This is a genomic window from Flavobacterium gelidilacus DSM 15343 (genome assembly GCF_000422685.1).
Taxonomy (GTDB): Bacteria; Bacteroidota; Bacteroidia; order Flavobacteriales; family Flavobacteriaceae; genus Flavobacterium; species Flavobacterium gelidilacus.
Genome location: NZ_KE383903.1, coordinates 193,228 through 212,745 on the forward strand (window position 1 = coordinate 193,228; position 19,518 = coordinate 212,745).

A 19,518-nucleotide genomic window follows, 5' to 3' on the forward strand; every position below is an offset into this window, starting at 1 on the left:
AAACTATCTATAATGAACAGCTATTTGTCCTAATTGACCAACAATCTTTATAGAATCTTTCATAGATAATTTTGAACCATCTGCATGAATCCATCTATTTAAAGGCTTTTCTAAAATAAGTTCTTGAGTCTGTTTTGTACCATATATTTTTTTCATTCGCATAAAAATTTCTACATCAAAAATCCATTGTGTAATAAATTTTTCTTGGAATGTTTTTTCAATTACATCTTTAGTCATAATTTTTGCACCACATTGTGTGTCATTAATATCCATTCCTAGGATTTTTCTAATGATGAAATTTATGGTTTTACTAATTATTGCTCTTGCTGATTGTTTAGTTATGTCTGCACCCATTCGAGCCATACGAGATCCAAAAACTAATTTGTATTTTGAATTTGTAATGGTATCCGCTAAATCCACAAAATCATCAAAATTTGTAGATAAATCTGCGTCTAAAAATCCAATATAATCAAACTGACTTTGTTTGGCTAAATGCAACATTCCTAAACGAACAGCTTCTGCTTTTCCACCATTTTTTTCACAATCGTAAACACTAATATAGTCTTCTCTTCCTTTAGATAATTCATGTAAAACTTCTAAAGTTCTGTCTTTACTTCCATCATTTACAAAACACAAATGATAGCCTAAATTTTTTCGGGTAAAACTCTTAAACTCTTCTCCTAACAAACGCTCTTCTTCATTATAACATGGAATTACAATTCCAATACATTTATTTTGAATGTATTGTTCAGAAGGCTTTTCTGAAGTTATATTTGGGCTTTTTACATTTAAATTTGAACCTATTAAACGCTTAACTCTTGCGCCAATTTCACTAAGGCTTAATGGCTTTTTCATATAATCATCAATCCCTAAATCAAAGCCTTTAACAATAATTTCTTCGTCAGTATTGCCAGACAAAACCATTACTTTTGTAGTATTATCTTGTTTTTCTTGTCTAATATACTTTACAACTTCCAAACCTGATGAAGTTTCAACTGCATCTAATGAATCTGTTTTTCCAGACAAGTTAATATCTACGATAACTAAGTTAGGTTGCAAATTATCATAAGATATTATTGCATCACTAACATTTTCCGCACTATGTACTTCATAACCTAAATCGGTTAAAGCTTTTTCTAATGATAACAATACCAATTGTTGATCATCAATAATTAAAATTTTCATAGTAGTTTATTTAGTTTGGTTTTATTTTATTGATTTAAAACATTTTATATATATGTCAATTATTTTATCCATTGACAATGCGCTTGCTGCTTCATAATTAGTTTTGGCTAATTCCATTCTATAAGCATCATTTGATAAAATTTTATCTATTGCTTTTGCTAATGAAGAAGCACTTTCAGAGTCAAAAAACTCTCCTTTATAGCCTTCATCTTTTACTAATAGCGCTAAATCACCTAAATCAGGCATAATAACAGCTTTTCCGTAACTACCAGCTTGATGTAAAACTCCTGAACTTCCTGTTGTAGAAGTATAAGGAAAAACTACAATTGTACTATCTGTAAAAATGCGTTCTACATCATTTTCTTCAACATAACCTGTAAAAATTAATCCAGGAACATCTTTGTATTTTTGTTTTACACTTTCTAAATATCCTGGTGTATTTGGACTATCCGTTCCTGCAATCACAACTTCTAAAGCTTCAGGATTTGTTTTTCTAACTATTTCTACTGCATCAATAAGTATTTCTACTTTTTTATATGTTCCAAATTTTCCAAAAGCCATAATTTGTTTTGGTCCCGTTTTAGCTTCAAAATTTGGTTCTTTTATGGTTTCAAAAGTTCCGTGTGGAATTAAAACTACGTTTTTGGTTTTATATTTTGCATTTAATATATCAACATACTTATGAATTGTAACTGCTAATCTATTAGCTTTTAATAAACAACGCGTTAAATTAGTTCCTATAAAATTATAAATAGCTTGCATAATTTTACTCTCTGTAAAACCTGCTTTTTCTAAATCTACTTGTTCCATTATGTTATGCAACAATACAACCGTTTTATAACCAAATAATCTCAAAAACATAGGCAACAATAAACCTAGAGCTGAAGGAATTTTTTTATCTCCAAATTTTACAAATTGTAAGTTAAACAAAATATAATCTGGCTTTTCTTGACGAACAGCTTTAATGATTGAGAAAAAGGATGTATAGCTATTAAACTCCCAGCAATCTCTAACTTTTACTTTCTCTTTTTTATCAAAATCTAATTGTTTTGGTTCACTCGTTTTGTCTGACAACAATAATAATTCAGACACTTCTTCATTTTGAACAAAGTTTTTTGCGAGATGATATCCATATTCATTTAATGTAACCTTACTTGGAGGAAACGCAGTTACTAATGCTACTTTCATAAATTAAATTTGAGGTTAGTTTGTATGTTTAAGTTTTGGGTTTCTAAAATGATTTGCTAAAAAATATATTAATTGAAACAATAACAAAATTACCATTGTTAGGATTTGCATTAAAACAACTTGTTCTAATGAATCGTGAAACATTATTATTAATATAATTTGGGTCATTCCCAAAAAAGCGGATATTACAACGGGAATATATTGATTTATAGACAAGAAATAATAAGCAAAAATATTAGCGACGGCAAAAATTGAAGTCGCCAAAGCATATTTCCAAAGTAGAAATGCAATGGGCAAATACTTTTCACCAAACATTAATTTAACAACTAATTCAGGAAACAAAAATGCTCCAAGAATAATTACTGTAGAAAGTATTACGATGTACATTACATATTTTAATAAAATTGGTAATGTGTCAACACCGTCTTTTTTTTGCTGAATAACTTTAGGTAATAATAACATTACAAACATCCAAGCCACAAAATAAACTACTCTACCAATTAATGCTAGAGAAGCATATAAACCAGCTTGCGTGTTGTCAAAATAATGTTTAACTAATAAAATATCACTGTTGTTAATTATTATTTGAGTTAATTCATAAAAAGCTGTCAAAGCAAAGAAAATTATGATAGGTTTTTTCTCTAATAAATTTGCTTCATCTACATCGGCTTTGTCAATAATTGTTTTTTGAAAAGGAATTAAGCCAAAGAAAAAAGAAATAAAAATCCCTATAGCAATTACAATTGAAGTTTCCATTTCTGGAAGCATATAAAGCATTCCGATGGTTAATAATAACCTACAAAACATTTCAAAATAATAGGTTTTAGAAAGATTTGTAAGTTTGTTTTTACCTTGATATAAACCTCTGTTTATACTCATGATAAAGTACAGTGGCAATCCAACACCAAAAACCACAAACATAGTTGCTGTTTTAGTGTTGAATAGAACCTGTAATTGTTTGCTAAAAACAACTACTAATATCCCTAAAAACACACCAATATAAAGAGCGTTTTTAAAGATAAAGTTTAAAAAATTATGCAACATATTTTGTTCAAACAATACAGCATACTTTGCAGTTACAATCTGAAATGTCATTCCTACAAAAGACAACACTAAAAGTAATGTGATTAATATAGCTGCATCAGCAAATTGTGTTGGACCTAATATTCTTCCTAACAATAAATTATACAGATAATTTCCTCCATTCACCAATAGAATAGAGAGCATAAAAAATTGTTCTTGACTTATCTTTTTAACGATTGAATTAAAACTCATTAGTAGTTTGGGGCTTTTAATAAATTTTTGAATGATACATTGAAAAATAATTATATTACCTCAAAACATATCCGTCAAATATATAAAATTATTGTTAAAAAATTAAAAACAATAAAATTAACTATCTATTTACAGTACAAATATATAGGTATATGAACAGCCTAATTAGGAATATTAGACAAAGACTAGTTAATGTATCGATGAATGGTAAATTTGTTTAGACTTATATTTTTTATCTATAGCAACTATATTACTATATTTACAACTTAGTTTAAGAATAACTTATTTAGTGAAAGAAACTTCAAACAAATATTTAATTGTAGCCTTACTTTTTGGAATAACCTTCCACGGAAGTGCTATTTTCTTTACTATTGAAAATACGTATGACGCGTTAATTCATATGTTTTTTGGAAATCACTATGCCAATAGTTGGTTTGAACCTTGGAATTATAGTTGGTACACGGGCTTCACCGTTATGGGTTATCCACCTTTGGTTCATCAAGCCATTGGATTATTATCTTATATAGGTGGATTAAAGTTTGGAATGTTTGCAGTTGCCATAATAGGAATTGTGCTTTTTGTAACCGGAAGTTTTAGATATGCTGTTTTAATTACTGGAAATCGAACCGTTGCCGGATATGCTGCTATTGTCGCCATACTTTCCTCCTCTTTTGTGGAAACGCTCCATATTTTTGGGCAACTCCCAAGTATTATTGGCGTTTCCTTATTGATGCATGCCATGCCCGAAATTTATTTATATGTAAAAACAGGCAAGCGAAAATATTATTTTACTTCATTATCTTTAATTGCTGTTACGGTTTGTTCGCATCATGTGACTCCTTTGTTCGGAATGGTCTTTTTCATTTCTCCTTTAATAGGAATGGTGATTATGGATGCATCAAGAGAACAAGTCAGTTCTTATAAAGAAATAACGTTTAAAGTTTTCTTCAATACATTTCTTTCTTTGTTTAAACGAATAGTACTATTTTGTAGTTCAGCGGTTTTCTTAATTGTATTTTGTATTTTACCCTATTGGATAAATTCTAAAGCAAATCCAATAACTCAAGTACCCATTCCCCATGGAAGTCGTGATAATTTTTTAGAAGTCACTTCGTCTGGGTTAATGTTTTTCTTGATTCCTTGGGGAATTTTACTTTTCATTTTACCTTATATTTTCTATCGATATTATTCAAAACGTTATATTTTCTTTGGATTATCCATTACTCTATTAACGATTTTAGGAACTGGTGGAACAACTCCAATTCCTCTAAAAATGTTAGGTGAAACTGCTTTTAATATCTTAACACTAGATAGATTTACACTTTGGGCTTCCATAATGAGTTTGCCAATTTTTGGTGAATTTGTGTATAGATTGGTTGAAGGTGATTTAAAAACTGCATTACAAAACAAGTTTGGAACGATTTATCATCGAATTTTAGGTGGTTTGTTTGCTGGAAGTTTTCTACTTTTTACGATTTTCACAATAACATTAGGGTATTTTAGACCTTTGCAACCAGATAAAATTAACTTTTTACCCATTGTAAATTTCTTAAATCAAGACCAACATGACCAATGGCGATTTTTACCGCTAGGTTTTGGAGATCAAATGGCTTTTCTTTCTACACAAACTAAAGCCATGACTGTTGATGGCAATTATCATTCTGCGAGAAGATTACCCGAATTAACCACAAGAGCTGTAGAACGATTAGAAAACTCAAAATTTAGAGGTGTTGAAGGTATTGGTTCTTTACAACAATTCTTAACTGTACCAGAAAAATACAATTTAAAATATGTCTTTTCTAACGACAAGTTTTATGACCCTATTCTCTATTTCTGTGGTTGGCATCGCTTGACGCAATTAGAAAATGGCATTATGGTTTGGGAAAAACTCAACGTGCAACCTTTATCCAAAATTTTACCTAAAGATGAAGTTTCTATCGTTTTAAAATTAATGTGGGGAATTATTCCTATGCTTACCGTTTTAATTGCTTTTATTTTAAACATACAAATGATTTGGTTACAAGCTTTAAAAATAAAAGTTCTCGATAAACCTGCTTTTTTAAATCATGGTATTGTTTATAATGGTTTTAAAAGTGGTATGATTAAGGTATTACACATTTGGACAGCAATTGTGCTTATCCTTTTTGGGATTGGAATTTACTTTACTTACATCAAAAATGCTACACAAATTAGTCCAGAAAATGTAGTGAAATCTTATTATGATGCTTTAGACTATAAGTTTTATGAAAAAGCGTATTCCTATATTGTTCCTGATAAAGAATATGGTGTTTCTCAGTTTATGTTGGAGATTTCTGTTTCTGATGGAATTCTTAATTCCTATGGAAAATTGGATGCTATTGAAACAACGATCAAACATAACTCTACTAATAAAGCTAGTGTAATTGCCAAAACCAAATGGATTACTCCGTTAGAAATAATCGAAAAAACATATACACACGAAGTCGAAAAGATAAAAGGAAAATGGTATATAGTTCCAGAAAAAAAAGATACCGATTTGCCGCCAGATGAATTTATTGCCACAAATGTAAATTCTTATTACAAACAAGGACGAAGAAAAATTTCGACCCAACAAACCTATCATGATGATATTTTGCGTCAACCTGATTTGGAAATTATTAAAGCTAATTTAGTTTACTTTGACAATAAATATATGATTATTGGTGAAGTTCAAAATATTGATAACGTTCCAGCTGATGTGGTTTTGAAAGCTTCTTTATACGATGAAAAAGATAAAATGCTGGGAACTTTTAATGCAAAATATGTCATCAAACATAAATTAATGCCCAAAGAAACCACGAGTTTTAAAGTCAATTTTGAAGACATTGCTTGGTTAAATGCAACGGATGTTAAACCTACAAGTTTTAATCCAGATGAGTTTACAGATAAAAATTTTAATAATAAACCTGTTACTTTTGACATTCAAAGTGCAGGAAATGTAGCTATTTCTGATTTATATACTGCTGTTGCAATTTCAGATTTAGTTGTTTCAGATAAAGAAATAAAAGGAACTTTATTCAATTATGGTATTCAAGAAGTAACGGTTCCAGAAGTTTTGATCTCTTATTATAATGATAAAAAAGAATTGATTTATGTAGATCATAAATTCATAAAAGAAGGTGTTCGAATTCAAAGAAAACAATATTTTACCTATTCGTTTTTAAATCTTTCTAGCTTAAAAAGTTTAAAATATTCGACAGAAAATTGTTTTGTAAACGGAATTTCAAATGAAGCTATTGCAAGAGGTGTAATTAAAAAAAGAAAAACCAACGAAGAAGAAGAACAATTGCAAAAAGTCAACGGAAAAGGTTTTGCATACATAAAAATTGAGTTGAATAATTACATTGGTAATCCAAAATGATAAAAAGAAAACCACATATCATTGTATTAGTAAGCATAGCTTTGGTTTTGCTTTCTGTCACTTTATTGGATGAAAAACCAACTACTAAAAATGCGTTTTCTTGTCTTACGACTCAAGAAAATTTTGTTGCTGGAAAACCTATTGCAATAGAATTTAAAGGAAATTCTGAAAACAAACCGCAACTTTTTATCATTCATTCCTATGGAAGAACATTACTTGATGGTGTTTTAAAAAATGATAAAATTCAATTTAATTTACCTAAAAATTATGCCCTTAAAACGGGTTATGTTTCTTGGTTTTTGATAGAAAACAACAAAGAAAAAGCAAAAGGAAATTTTCAAATTTTGCCAAATGATGAGACCAAAACTAATCTTGAATCTTATCTTGGACCGCCAAGTACTTTAGCGGGTGACAATCATTATGTGATGTTTGTAACTATTCCAACAGACGATTTCGACAATCCAAAACTTCCCAATACTGATGTGGCTATAAAACATCAATTTTTGAATTCAATTTCTACTGACAATGAAAAAACTAAAGATTTTATTGCTTGGAAAAATATTTATGCACCAACAAAATCCGGAATTGTATTAATCTCAGCTTCTTGTAATGAGGCTTTAACTAAAGAATTTGATGCTGTAATTTATCCTTCAATTGCAACAGACTTTACCATTTCATACAAGCGAAATCATGAATTTGCTGATGGAAATCAAATCACAAAATTAACCACTTCGATTCTGAAAGATAAGTTTGGAAACACAGTTAGTGATGGAACAATGGTAACCTTTATCCTTAAAAATAAAGAAAATGCCATTCTAAAAACTTTTGGAACAACTATAGAAGGAATTGCAACAGGTCAAATTTTGCATCCAGAAAAAGAAAATAAGTATTCTGTAAAAGCTTTCGTTAATGGAATTAGTAAGAGTAATTCGGTTGAAATTGCATACAAATCGATAAATCCAACGATTGCATTTTCGTTTTCAAAAGACAATCGAACTATTACTGTTGGACCAATTAAAAGTTTCATGAATCAGATTGTTCCTGATGGAATTAAAGTAAATTTAAACATCTATCATAAAGATAAATTAGTTGAAACCATAACAGAAAATAGTAACAAAGGAAAAGCTGAATTTTATCTTTCTCCCGAATTTTACAAAGAAAAAAACTATCGTTTTGAAATTGAAACTTTAGGCAAAATCATAAAAACAAAAGAAATTAATGTCGCTAATCAACAATAAAAATAGTTATCGCGTTTTCTTACTAGCATCGTTTATTGCACTAAATATATTGGTGTTATATGGAATTAGCTCTATTTTAGCTTACTTAAATGAAGGTGCTGATAGAAGTACGATGTTGCATTTAGATAAAGAAACGGCAAATACTTATTTACCGAAAATTTCGTGGAAAAGCCTTGAAAATCCTGGTAGAGAAATGGAAAAACAAACTTTAGCGACTTTAGAAAAACATTATTTATTTTCATGGTACATAAAAAATAATGCTTTAAAAAACAACACAGATGAAGGAATAGGTGATTATTTTACAGAAAATCCAAGAAAAATTTTAGACACAATAATAAAGAATAATAAAGCTGATAAAATATCGATTGAAAGCACCACATTAACCCACAATCCAAAATTAGAATTTTATAGTGAAGATGGACAATTAGTAGTTTTTACAGATGAAAATGTTGTTGAATTTCAGAACATTTATCAAGATAAAAAATTAATTACTTCAGTAAAAGATACAGCAACCTATAAAGTTTTAATGTTATTAGAAGATGGTTTTTGGAGAATTCGTCATTGTGAAAGAATGGCTAAAGTTACAGATACTTTGAAAGCAGAAACTAATGAAAAAACATTTATCGTTAAAGGCAATCAAATCTTAAAAAACAACAAACCGTTCCTTATAAAAGGAATCAATTATTATCCTAAAAATTCGGCTTGGGATATGTATGGTGATTTGTTTAATTTGGATACTATTGCTGCAGATTTTGATATAATTACCAAAGCAAAACTGAATACCATAAGAATATTTGTACCCTATGAAGATTTTGGAAAAGCTGAAGTTAAAACCGAAAAATTAGAGAAACTGAAACAAGTTTTAGCATTATCAAAAGCAAAAAATCTAGCTGTAATTGTAACTCTTTTTGATTTCTATGGAGATTATTCTGTGAACAATTGGACATTAACACAAAGGCATGCAGAAACTGTAGTTTCAAGTTGTAAAGATTTTGACAATATTATTTCTTGGGATATAAAAAACGAACCCGATTTAGATTTTGAATCTCGTGGCATTCAAAATGTGAAACCTTGGTTATCTGAAATGATTGAAGTAGTAAAAAAAGCAGCCCCAAATCATTTGGTTACTATTGGTTATTCGAATATAAAAGCAAGTGAAATTCTAAAAGATGAAGTCGATGTAGTTTCTTATCATTATTACGAACATATTTCTTTGTTTACTGACAAATTGAAAGCGCTTGAAAAAGCAACAAACAAACCTGTAGTGATGCAAGAATTTGGAATGTCATCTAACAAAGGATTTTGGAGTTGGACCGGAAATTCAAAAGAAGATCAAGCTGAATATCATAAAAAAATGCAAGTGATTTTCAAAGAAAAACAACTTGCATTTGTGTCATGGACTTTATATGATTTCCCTAAAGTTCCAGACGGTGTTGCCGGGAAATGGCCTTGGATAAAAAGCAAACAAAAACAGTTTGGTTTTATCGATTATAAAGGAAAACATAAACCTTCATTTTTATATATAACTAACTAAATCATAGTATTATATTTTAGTTTCAACAATTGTGCTTGAGGCAAAAAAGGTGATGAATAAATTTACAATTTACTTTTCAACTATATAATTGAACTTGAATTAGGCTGCGTTACTTTTTAGCAAATAATTTAATTTTTCAGTTTTAAACAAATCAACTACTTTTTGATTTTCTTTACCTATAATATAGAACACTTTATTTTTTGAAAGTGCTTTTTTGTATAATGCGATAATTGCCTGAAAAGCCGTTTTGTCCATATCAATAATATTATTAAGAGAAAGCATAATAAAACTAGATTGATTGATTAAAGCTTCAAAGTGATTTTGTAAAGAACTTGTGTTTTGAGCGTTTAAACTTCCGTTTAGTTCTAAAATTCCTGCGTTATTTATAATTTGTAATGCCATGATATTTGTTTTTTTAATTGTTATTTTGATTAATTCTGATGCAAATATCTAACTTAACTACATGAATCACCGTTGTTTTTCGACGAATGGCAAGTTGATGTAGATGAATTATTATTACTTTATACCTAACTTGCAAACTCATTTAAACCTCAAATCGACGAATGAAAAATTTATATAAATTAAGTCTTGTTTTTATATTCCTATTTACAATAAATGGAATGGCTCAAAACATGCAAGAAGGATTTACTTATCTTGAAAAAGGAAATTTTGCTAAAGCCGAAACTTTCTTTGAAACTATATTAAAAGAGTATCCAGCAAACAAAACAGCACGACTTTGTTATGCAAGAGCTGTTGGGTTAAATGATAATCCAGAAAAAGCATTAGACTTATTCATTGAAATGAAAAAAGAATATGCTAATGATTTAGAAATAAAACTTAATTATGCTGAATCTTTATTATGGAATAAAAAATTTCCTGAAGCTAAAGTATATTACACAACTCTTGTTGCAGAAAATCCAGAAAACTTTGTCGCTCATTTAGGTTTTGCAAATACTTTATCTAATTTAAAGGAATTTGAAAATGCTTTGCTTAATGTAAATAAAGCGCTAGATCTTTCTCCTGGAAATGGTGGCGCTTTGGTTTCTAGAAAATACATCAAACTAGGTTTTGCTAATGAAAAAGTAAATGCTAAACAATATGATGAAGCTGAAAATTTTTATGATGAAATTTTAGTAGATTTTCCAAATGATAAAGAAACTTTATTAAACAAAGCCAATTTATACTTGATTTCAAAACAAATAGAAAAAGGAAATGAAGTTTATAAATTATTAGCTTTAGAAAATCCAAATGTTGCTTTGAACGGACTTTCGCTTTTAGCTCATTTAAATGAAAATGACACTGAAGCTTTAAATTTAGCAACGGAATCTTTAGAAAAAAGCAAATCTGTTACAGATGAAAAAATCATTAAACAAACCAACGAACGTTATGTTCAAGCTTTAATTTGGAACAGAAAATATGATTTAGCTGAAGAAAATATTACTTCATTACTAGAAAAATATCCAAATGAAAATTGGGTTTTAGCTTTATCCGCAACTTTAGCTATTTATAAAAGTGATTTCAAACAAAGTATTAAAGATTATTCAAATATCTTAAAAAATGATTCTAAGTCTTTTGATGGGAATTTAGGAATTGCCAATGCTTATTATGCTTCTGGTGAAATTGACAATGCTTACAATGCTGTTTTTAAAACCTTAGACATCTTTAAAAATCAAAATGATGCTATTGGATTTCTAAAGAAGTTAAACGCAGAACACACACCTTTTTTAGAAGAAAAATTGAGTTATTCTTTTGATAATGGTGATAATACTGCTTTTGCTTCGTTGACACAAATTACTTTTCCAACTTCAACAAAATGGTCGTTTAATACTTCTTATCAATTTAGAAAGACGGATAATAAAGTTACTTCAGCCAATGCAACTACAAATGATTTTACTTTAGGAACAACCTATAAATTTCATCCAAAAGTTAGCTTTACTATGAATGCTGGAGTTTCTAATGCAAGTGGTTTTACAAACAGTTACAACCAATTGCTGGTTCATACTTTCTTTAAAACGAAACCTTTAAAACTGCAAGATTTGGAAGTTGGTTACAAAAGAGAAATGCAAAACTTTAACTCAGATTTGATTAATAAAGAAATTGTGAGCAATAATTTTTATGCTAATTATAATATCAGCACCAACATTAAGTTTGGTTGGTTTACCCAATATTTTTACACTACGCAATCGGATTCAAATACTAGAAATTTACTGTTTACTTCTTTGTATTATAACTTTTTATCGAAACCTGTTTTAAAAGGAGGAGTTAATTATCAGTATATTGCTTTTAAAAATCAAGTTCCTACTGATTATTTTAGTCCCAAAAAATTTAATGCTGTTGAAATTTTTGCTGATTTCTTAAAAGATGAAAATAGTGCTGAAGTTAAAAGTATCTTTTATAACGTAAATGCTGCAACTGGTTTTCAATTTATTGAAGACGGTGATAAGCAATGGACTTATAGAATTCAAGCAAAATTTGGGTATAAATTCTCTGACAGATTGTTGGCTAATGTTTATGGCTTACGAAGTAATATCGCTTCTGCAACTGCAGCTGGTTTTACTTATAACGAATTTGGTTTTCGCTTAAAGTGGTTACTTTTTAGCAAACCAGTATTTAAAACAAAAAAAACCGAAGAATAAATTCTTCGGTTTTTTTTAAATAATATTTACGTGTCTAATGTAAAATATCTTTATTTATCTTTTCAATTGCTTGATTTGATAACTTATATTGCTTTTTCGTTATACAAATGTAGCCAATAAACTTAATGCATTATTAAACTATCGTTAAGCCTATTGTTTAAGTTAGATAGATGGTGAAAAACTGTCGACGAATGGTTTAAAAAAATTAAAGTAAATTCAATCTTTTCATTAATTCTGGTCTATTTGCTCTACTTACTGGAATTACATCTTTAGCAATAAGAACGCTATTGTCTTCAATATCAATAATTTTTTTGGTATTGATAATGAACGAACGATGTACTTTTAAAAATAAATCCGTTGGCAGTTTATCTTCAATTTTTTTTAAAGTAGAATGAACGGTGTAATTTTTATTATCTGTTTTGATTAGAATATAATCTCCTTTTGCTTCAACTACAGTAACAGTGTTAAATTCAATTTTTATTAATCTTCTGTCAATGTTAACATAGAATTCATTGACTGTGTCAGAAGGAGTTTCTTCTTTTGAAGTAATTGTTTTCGAAGGAACTTTTGCTGATTTTAATTTTTGTACAGCTTTTTCAAAACGCTCTTCTGAAATTGGTTTTACTAAATAATCAACTATACATTCATATTCAAAAGCTTCAATAGCAAAGTTTTTATCTGAAGTAACGAGAATTACTTTTGGTGGATTTTTTATAGTTTGAATAAAATCAAACCCTGTAAAATCGGGCATATGAATGTCTAGAAAAATAACATCAACTGAATTTTGATTTAAATATTTGATAGCGTGCATAGCGTTTGAAAACTCTTCTAAAACTTCCATTTCTGGAAAGTTAGATATTCTTTGAGCTATAATAGCTCTAGCCATTGCTTCATCATCAATTATTATACACTTCATTGCGTTGCTGTTTTTTACAAATCATCCACAAAGTTTTGCATGCTATTTAGAATTTCTTCAAATTCATTTTGCAATACAATTGAGCTTTGTTTTAAATTATCTTCAAATTGTTCAGCAATATAGTAACTTTTTTCAAGACCTAGAACAGAAATTTTATGTTTTAGTTTATGAACCATTTCTGCAGTGGCTTTAAAATTCTGTGATTCTAATAATGATCTATAATTTTCAATTTCCTGAGGCAACTCTGATTTTACAATTGCAATCATTTTTTGCTTAAAACTTTCATCATTTCCTGAAAGTTCGTTTATGTAATTTAAATTTGGTTGTTCCATTAGTTTTTGGGTAATGTGAAATAAAATGTAGCTCCAATTCCTTCTTGACTTTCAAGCCAAATATCTCCATTATAAAATTGCACAATCTTCTTAACTATTGAAAGCCCAATTCCAGATGAAGTATTATTACTTTCTAATTTGGTAAAGACTTTAAAAATACGATCAAAATAATTTTGAGATATTCCCATTCCATTGTCTTTTACAAAAAACTCAAAATGATCTTCTTTTTCAATGGCTCCAATTTCAATTATCCCATTTTCTTTGTCGTTATATTTTATTGCATTTTGAATTAAATTTTGAAAAACCTGCTTAAATCTCCAAGCATTTCCAAACAAACTAGGTAAGTTTTCTTGAACCAAAATTTTTGTGTTATTAGGAATTAAAATAGTTCTCAAAATATCATCAATTATTAAATTAAAATTGATATGTCTGTCTTCTGCTTCTAACCTATCAATGGTTGAATAATCAAGAATTCCTTTAATTAACAAATCCATTTTTTCGACATTAGAAAGCACTAGGTTTAAAGAATTTAAACATCCTGATCTCATTCCGTCTTTATTGTCTTCAATTACCCAATTTACTAAAGTATCAATATTTCTTAGAGGTGCTTTTAAATCGTGAGAAACCACATGTGCATACTCATTTAACTCTTCGTTTTGCTGTTCTAAGTCTTTTAATAATTCTTCTCTTTGATTATTAATAGCAACAATTTCTAAGGCTTGTTTTTTTACATATTCTGCTTTACTAAATTCTTTTTCATCACTCAATTTTTCTGGGTCTAAATTCATAGAAGATAAAATTGCAGATAAATTTTGATTGATTTCTTTTAAGCTATTAGCTTCTGCTCGTAATTTTTGGTTAGCTTCAAATAATTCATCTGAACTAATTTGCATAGCGCGTTGAGACATAGTCAATTGATCTTCATAATTAACATATGAATCATTAACCGCTTTTAAAAATTGCTTTAAATCTCTAAGCTGTTCTGGTTGAATGAACTTTGCTATTTGTCTTTTTAAAAGTGAATTCATTATTCGCTTATTAAGGTTAATGTCATAGTCTGATTGTGTAAATCGCAAAACGTATTTCCAGAAAAAGGAGCCATTTCACCATACGAATAAAATCCTGTTATAGCTGTTTTTTCACCAACTACTTCGTGTACTCTTTCAATTTCTTCTTCTACACGTTGGTTCATTACTAATTTTCTTCCTACACAACTCACTAACAAAGCTAATTGTGGTTTATTTTTTCTATTTTTCATAGCTAATTTTGCAGCTTCATTTGCTCCTTCAGCAATTGCATCAACAGAAGCCATCATTAATTGTACTTTTGAATTTACAGGAACATCACCAGCTAATGTCATAGATTGATTTTCGTTATCAATCCCTAAAATAGTTCGTACAACAGGTTCTGTTTTCCCTTCTGGTGTTACATTAAGTGGATATAATAATGAGGCTTGCGGTAACTGATCTGCTTTATCTCCTAAATATTTTTTGTATAAGTCTAATGCTGGTTGATCATCAATTTCATATAAAATATTGGCTTCAGATTTTGTTATAATTCGTTCTGGCCCAAATGTTGACCAACCACCAAAACTGGCAAATGAAATTTCTAACGTTTCCCCATAAAAACCAATTAAAATCACTTCACCTTCTTTTGGATTTACTTTGTAAGATGCTAATGTTTTTTCAAATTTAGCATCATCACCACACATTCCACCAGAAATCGGAATTGAATTTTGAATGTTTTCTTCCAAACCTTCAATTAATGAACTTCCGTTAACAAAACTACCTTCTGAAAGAACAAATAAATGTTTCAAGTTTTCTTTAGGCATCTCATTGTACAAAATTTCACCTAGTTTTTTTGCGTCTTTATTATAATCTAAAATATTTTCAGTTCTAATTTCAAAAGTGCTTTTTTCAAATTCAATTGCTGTTGCAACTATAGAATCGTCAAAAACGTTATCATTTATTATTTCGCCAGAAGTTGAACCAAAAACAATGTGCTCATATGGAAATTCCTTTCTGATTTCTTCAATAACTTCACTTTTTTCAAGAAGCATTCTGTTAGCAAAAATCAATACCAAAGGATTTTTCAATTCTTTTTTAGCTTGAAGATATTTCCAATTTTGTCCTTCTAATTTATATGCTTGTACTATTTTCATTAGTTTGTTTTTGGCATTTTGATATAAAACGTTGTTCCTTTTGTCAGTTCACTTTCAATAGAAATTGTTCCTTTATAATTATCTACAATTCTCTTTACAATTGACAATCCAATTCCTGTAGAACTTTCATGGTTGGTGAAAGATTGGAAAATTTTAAATATTTTTTCTTGATTTTCTTTCGCGATTCCGGGTCCATTATCTTTTACATAGAACGTGTAACTTTTTGCATCTTCTGCATAACCAACAGATACTAAGCCTTCTGGCTTATCTATATAATTAACTGCATTACTAATAATATTTTGAAATAATTGTTGCATTCTAAATTTATCAGCTTTAACAATTGGCAACGTATTGTCAATAATGACCTTTGTGTTTTCTGGAATATGAATGATTTTGATGCAATTATTAATTACATCATTTAAATCGATTGATTCATTTATTGTATCTTCAGTATCCACTTTTGAATAAGTTAAAATTCCATGAATTAAATGGTCCATTTTTTCAACTTTTCCTTCAATCATGTTAAGATATTGCAAGGTTTCGTCGCTAAACTCTTTTTCGTTATCTTCTTTTATCCATGAAATTAATGAATGGATACTTCTTAATGGCGATTTTAAATCATGAGAAACAATTTGAGCATATTCGTTAAGCTGTTCGTTTTGTTTTTCTAATCGTTTTAAAAGTTGTTCTTTCTGAATTTCAAGTGTTTTTTGTTTAGTTATGTCTAGATGAATTCCAATTGACCCTATTAATTCCCCATTTAAATTATAATTTGGCGCACCACTTATTAACCAATGTTTAGTTTCTCCGGTTTTGGTTTTGGTGGTGATTTCGTATGAATCAGAAATTCCTTCTGTTCTAATCGAATTTTTCTCTTCAATTATTTGTTTTTCATTTTCATCCATTAACAAATTTGAAGCATTGTTTCCTAATAAATCTAATAATGAATACCCACTCATATCACTAAAAGATTGATTTGCAAAAAGCACTACATCATCATTATCAACTTCTAACAATCCCATATTCATGTTAGCGATAATGTTACTATATTTTTGTCTTTCTGCTTCTATGCTCTCTTTGTAGCGCTTTTTGATAGTTATATCATCGTAGCTCCATAAATGTCCTGCATATTTTCCATCTTTGTAAATAGGAAGAAAACTTCTTTCTAAAACACTTCCATCTGTTAACTCAATTTCTTCTGCAATTATTTTTTCTTTATCTTTTAAAATCTCATCAATTCTAGCAATAAACTTATCAGGATTCTTGAAAAAATGTTTGGTGCTCTCAGCTGCTGCTTCGCAATCAATTCCTTTCATTTGTTCGGGTTCAAATGGAACTTTAAACATGGCGCAGAACTTTTTATTGACTACAACAATTTTTCTGTTTTCATCTTCTAGTAAAACTCCAGATTGAAGGTTTTCTATAAGTGAATTTAGTTTGTTTTCTGATTCTATAATTTTTTGATTGAACTCTTTTTGTTCTGTTATGTTTTCTTCAATGGCAAAATATTTTACAGTTTCACCTTTACTGTTTTTTAAAGCTTGACCTTGAATTCGAATCCAATATTTCTCTTTGTTTTTTGAATAATTGACGATTTCACAATTGAATGATAAACCTTGTCTTATTTGGTTTGCTAAATATTGTATAGTTTCTTTATCTGTTTCTGGACCTTGAAGCAAATGTCCAGGTTTAGTGCCAATTAATTCTTCTTTTGAATAACCTGATAATTTCATAAAACTATCATTTGCCCATTCTATTTTGCCTTCTTTATCACAAATTACAACCGAATTAATGTTTTTTTCTGCAATAGAAGATAAAATAGAAAGTCTTTCTTCGTTTTCTTTTACGATAGTATTATCTTCAATAGTGGCAAAATATTGCTCTACATTTCCATCGCTGTCAAAAACAGGTTGCCCTTTAGATTTTGACCAAAATGGCTTTTTTGTTTTATGTGCATGATAAATATCAACATCAAACATTTCCCCTTTATAAAAAGCATCAAGCATTTTATTTATCTCTTCTTTATTTGAAAGCTCACATAATCCAACTTCTACTGGAGTTTTGCCAATTAATTCATCATATGAAAAACCTGTGAGTTTTAAATAGGCTTCATTACACCAAAAAATTCTTCCGCTAGGATCTGTAAAAATAATTCCGTTTTTATTAGCACTTGCAACAATAGAAAGTTTGTTTAATTCTTCTTTATCTTTTTTAAGTTTTTTTCTTTGAGAATTTACTGTTGTTAATAATTCTTTTAATTCAGAATTATTAATCTCTTGGTTTTTTAAAACGTGTAGTAAATCTAAAAGTGGATCAAAAATGGCAAAATCATGAAGTGTTAATTTTTTTTCTATAACATTTTCCATAGATTGAAACCAAGGATTTCCAATAAACAAATAATAGTCATTATGAAGATTGATTTGTCCTCTTAATGAAACAGTTTTGTCTGAAAATGAATCAAAAACAATTAATTCACCAATAGTTTCTTTAAAATTTTGAGATGAAAGATGCTCGATTTTTGGTCTCTTAATAGCAAAAACTTCAGTAAAAAGTAAATCTTCTTTTAATTCAGGAAGAATTTTTTTTAAACTCTTTCCAAAACTCTTTATTTTTAATTCTTTATCAATTAATAAATAAAAAGGAAAGATGTTATTAAAACTAGTAACATCAAAACTGAATTGAAAATCTTGCATTTTTTACCAACTTACTTTAAAAATTTCGTGATCATCTCCTAAATCTCTTGTTTGCAAAAGTTCAATTGTGGTTGGCGTTTTAAACATTTTGCCCAAACCTTGAATTAAACCTCTTACAAATTCTTGCAAACCTTCTCTTTTAGAAAAGTAATGTAAGTTAAGACTATTTTCTGAAACTTCACTAACTTTAAATTCTGGGGGTGTTAATTTAGGATAAATTAGCATAACTCGATTATGAAATAATGGTAAGTTTTCTAAAAATTCTTTTAGGGAAGAACCACCAGATTCCATTAAACCACCATATCTTTCGTTTGTTGTTTTAATAACCCACCATTCCCCAAAAGCAATTAAGACATCTTCTAGAGTCATGTTCATTTCATCCGAAACTGCTATTGCTAATTTGAATGTAATATCATCGTCATAAGCTTCACTACTGATAAAAAAATCTTCTTCTATTCCACTTCTTTCTAGAATAGCTTCCCATTTTTCTTCACCAAAGTTGGCAATAACTAAATCTTGAATGGCTTTATTTATTATTCCATACATTTATTGAGAAATTAATTCATTTGTACTCCAATAATCTAACAGTTTTTTTATTCTATCTACGTAATCTTCATATTTTAATGGCTTTAGAACATAACCTGCAATGCCAATTTTATAACATTCCATCATCTCTTTATGATTACTAGATGTAGATAAAATAATAGATGGAATATATTTTAAAATTTCATCATTCTTTAAAATGGTTAAAAATTCTATTCCGTTAAGTTTAGGCATATTTAAATCTAAGAGAATAATATCAGGTATTATTTCTTTGTTTTTAAGTATATCTAATGCTTCTTCTCCATTGTTAGCTTCAATTATTTTATGATTTAATTCTAGTTTTTTTAAAACTCTGTTGAATTTCATCACTTCAATAGCATCATCTTCTATTAAGAGAATATTTAAAGATTTTGTCATGTTTTATGCTTTTTGTCCAAT

General features: G+C 28.7%; 15 protein-coding genes. 4 read left to right on the top strand and 11 right to left on the bottom strand.

Features of this window, described 5'->3' with window-relative positions; genetic code table 11:
• Window positions 1-3: 3 nt before the first annotated feature.
• The 3 genes from G507_RS0110595 to G507_RS0110605 are packed head-to-tail and all read right to left on the bottom strand — an operon-like array spanning window position 4 to window position 3,648.
• The gene (locus G507_RS0110595) at window positions 4-1,185 is read right to left on the bottom strand and encodes a glycosyltransferase (protein WP_026717449.1); all 1,182 of its coding nucleotides are present in this window, start codon (window positions 1,183-1,185) and stop codon (window positions 4-6) included.
• Window positions 1,186-1,206: 21 nt separating this feature from the next.
• A complete protein-coding gene (locus G507_RS16855) occupies window positions 1,207-2,373 on the bottom strand; it encodes a glycosyltransferase (protein ID WP_035666103.1) in 1,167 nt (388 codons plus the stop codon).
• A 15-nt stretch (window positions 2,374-2,388) separates the two neighbouring features.
• A complete protein-coding gene (locus G507_RS0110605; RefSeq protein WP_026717450.1) occupies window positions 2,389-3,648 on the bottom strand; it encodes an MATE family efflux transporter in 1,260 nt (419 codons plus the stop codon).
• 289 nt (window positions 3,649-3,937) lie between these two features.
• On the opposite strand from G507_RS0110605, the gene G507_RS0110610 reads away from it, so the two are divergent.
• From G507_RS0110610 to G507_RS0110620, 3 genes are read left to right on the top strand one after another with little or no spacing between them, the layout of a single operon-like run.
• The gene (locus tag G507_RS0110610) at window positions 3,938-7,027 is read left to right on the top strand and encodes a membrane protein (RefSeq protein WP_026717451.1); all 3,090 of its coding nucleotides are present in this window, start codon (window positions 3,938-3,940) and stop codon (window positions 7,025-7,027) included.
• The gene (locus G507_RS0110615) at window positions 7,024-8,265 is read left to right on the top strand and encodes a hypothetical protein (RefSeq protein ID WP_051191623.1); all 1,242 of its coding nucleotides are present in this window, start codon (window positions 7,024-7,026) and stop codon (window positions 8,263-8,265) included. The genes G507_RS0110610 and G507_RS0110615 overlap by 4 nt, the downstream gene beginning before the upstream one ends.
• Entirely contained in the window at window positions 8,246-9,799 is a 1,554-nt protein-coding gene (locus G507_RS0110620; protein WP_026717453.1) for a cellulase family glycosylhydrolase, read from the top strand. Before G507_RS0110615 ends, G507_RS0110620 begins: the two co-directional genes overlap by 20 nt.
• A gap of 99 nt (window positions 9,800-9,898) precedes the next feature.
• On the opposite strand, the gene G507_RS0110625 is transcribed toward G507_RS0110620, so the two are convergent.
• On the bottom strand, window positions 9,899-10,201 hold the full coding sequence (locus G507_RS0110625) for an STAS domain-containing protein (RefSeq protein ID WP_026717454.1): 303 nt from the start codon (window positions 10,199-10,201) through the stop codon (window positions 9,899-9,901).
• 161 nt (window positions 10,202-10,362) lie between these two features.
• Between G507_RS0110625 and G507_RS0110630 the strand changes: the two genes are divergently transcribed.
• Window positions 10,363-12,435, top strand: a complete 2,073-nt coding sequence (locus G507_RS0110630; protein WP_026717455.1) for a tetratricopeptide repeat protein — start codon at window positions 10,363-10,365, stop codon at window positions 12,433-12,435.
• 205 nt (window positions 12,436-12,640) lie between these two features.
• Here the strand turns inward: G507_RS0110630 and G507_RS0110635 are convergent, their stop codons facing one another.
• Genes G507_RS0110635 through G507_RS0110665 form a run of 7 tightly spaced genes read right to left on the bottom strand, consistent with a single transcriptional unit; the run spans window position 12,641 to window position 19,497 of the window.
• The gene (locus G507_RS0110635; RefSeq protein WP_026717456.1) at window positions 12,641-13,351 is read right to left on the bottom strand and encodes a LytR/AlgR family response regulator transcription factor; all 711 of its coding nucleotides are present in this window, start codon (window positions 13,349-13,351) and stop codon (window positions 12,641-12,643) included.
• Between the two features lie 14 nt (window positions 13,352-13,365).
• Window positions 13,366-13,683, bottom strand: a complete 318-nt coding sequence (locus G507_RS0110640) for an Hpt domain-containing protein (protein WP_026717457.1) — start codon at window positions 13,681-13,683, stop codon at window positions 13,366-13,368.
• Window positions 13,683-14,711 (bottom strand): sensor histidine kinase, encoded by a 1,029-nt coding sequence (locus G507_RS0110645; protein ID WP_026717458.1) that lies wholly within the window; start codon window positions 14,709-14,711, stop codon window positions 13,683-13,685. Before G507_RS0110645 ends, G507_RS0110640 begins: the two co-directional genes overlap by 1 nt.
• Window positions 14,711-15,844 carry an FIST signal transduction protein gene (locus G507_RS0110650; protein WP_026717459.1) on the bottom strand — a complete coding sequence of 378 codons (1,134 nt, stop codon included), beginning with the start codon at window positions 15,842-15,844 and terminating at the stop codon, window positions 14,711-14,713. The genes G507_RS0110645 and G507_RS0110650 overlap by 1 nt, the downstream gene beginning before the upstream one ends.
• Window positions 15,844-18,537 (bottom strand): PAS domain-containing protein, encoded by a 2,694-nt coding sequence (locus tag G507_RS16860; protein WP_051191625.1) that lies wholly within the window; start codon window positions 18,535-18,537, stop codon window positions 15,844-15,846. The genes G507_RS0110650 and G507_RS16860 overlap by 1 nt, the downstream gene beginning before the upstream one ends.
• Window positions 18,538-18,540: 3 nt before the next feature.
• Window positions 18,541-19,083 (bottom strand): heme NO-binding domain-containing protein, encoded by a 543-nt coding sequence (locus G507_RS0110660; RefSeq protein WP_026717460.1) that lies wholly within the window; start codon window positions 19,081-19,083, stop codon window positions 18,541-18,543.
• A complete protein-coding gene (locus tag G507_RS0110665) occupies window positions 19,084-19,497 on the bottom strand; it encodes a response regulator (RefSeq protein ID WP_026717461.1) in 414 nt (137 codons plus the stop codon).
• Window positions 19,498-19,518 lie beyond the last annotated feature (21 nt).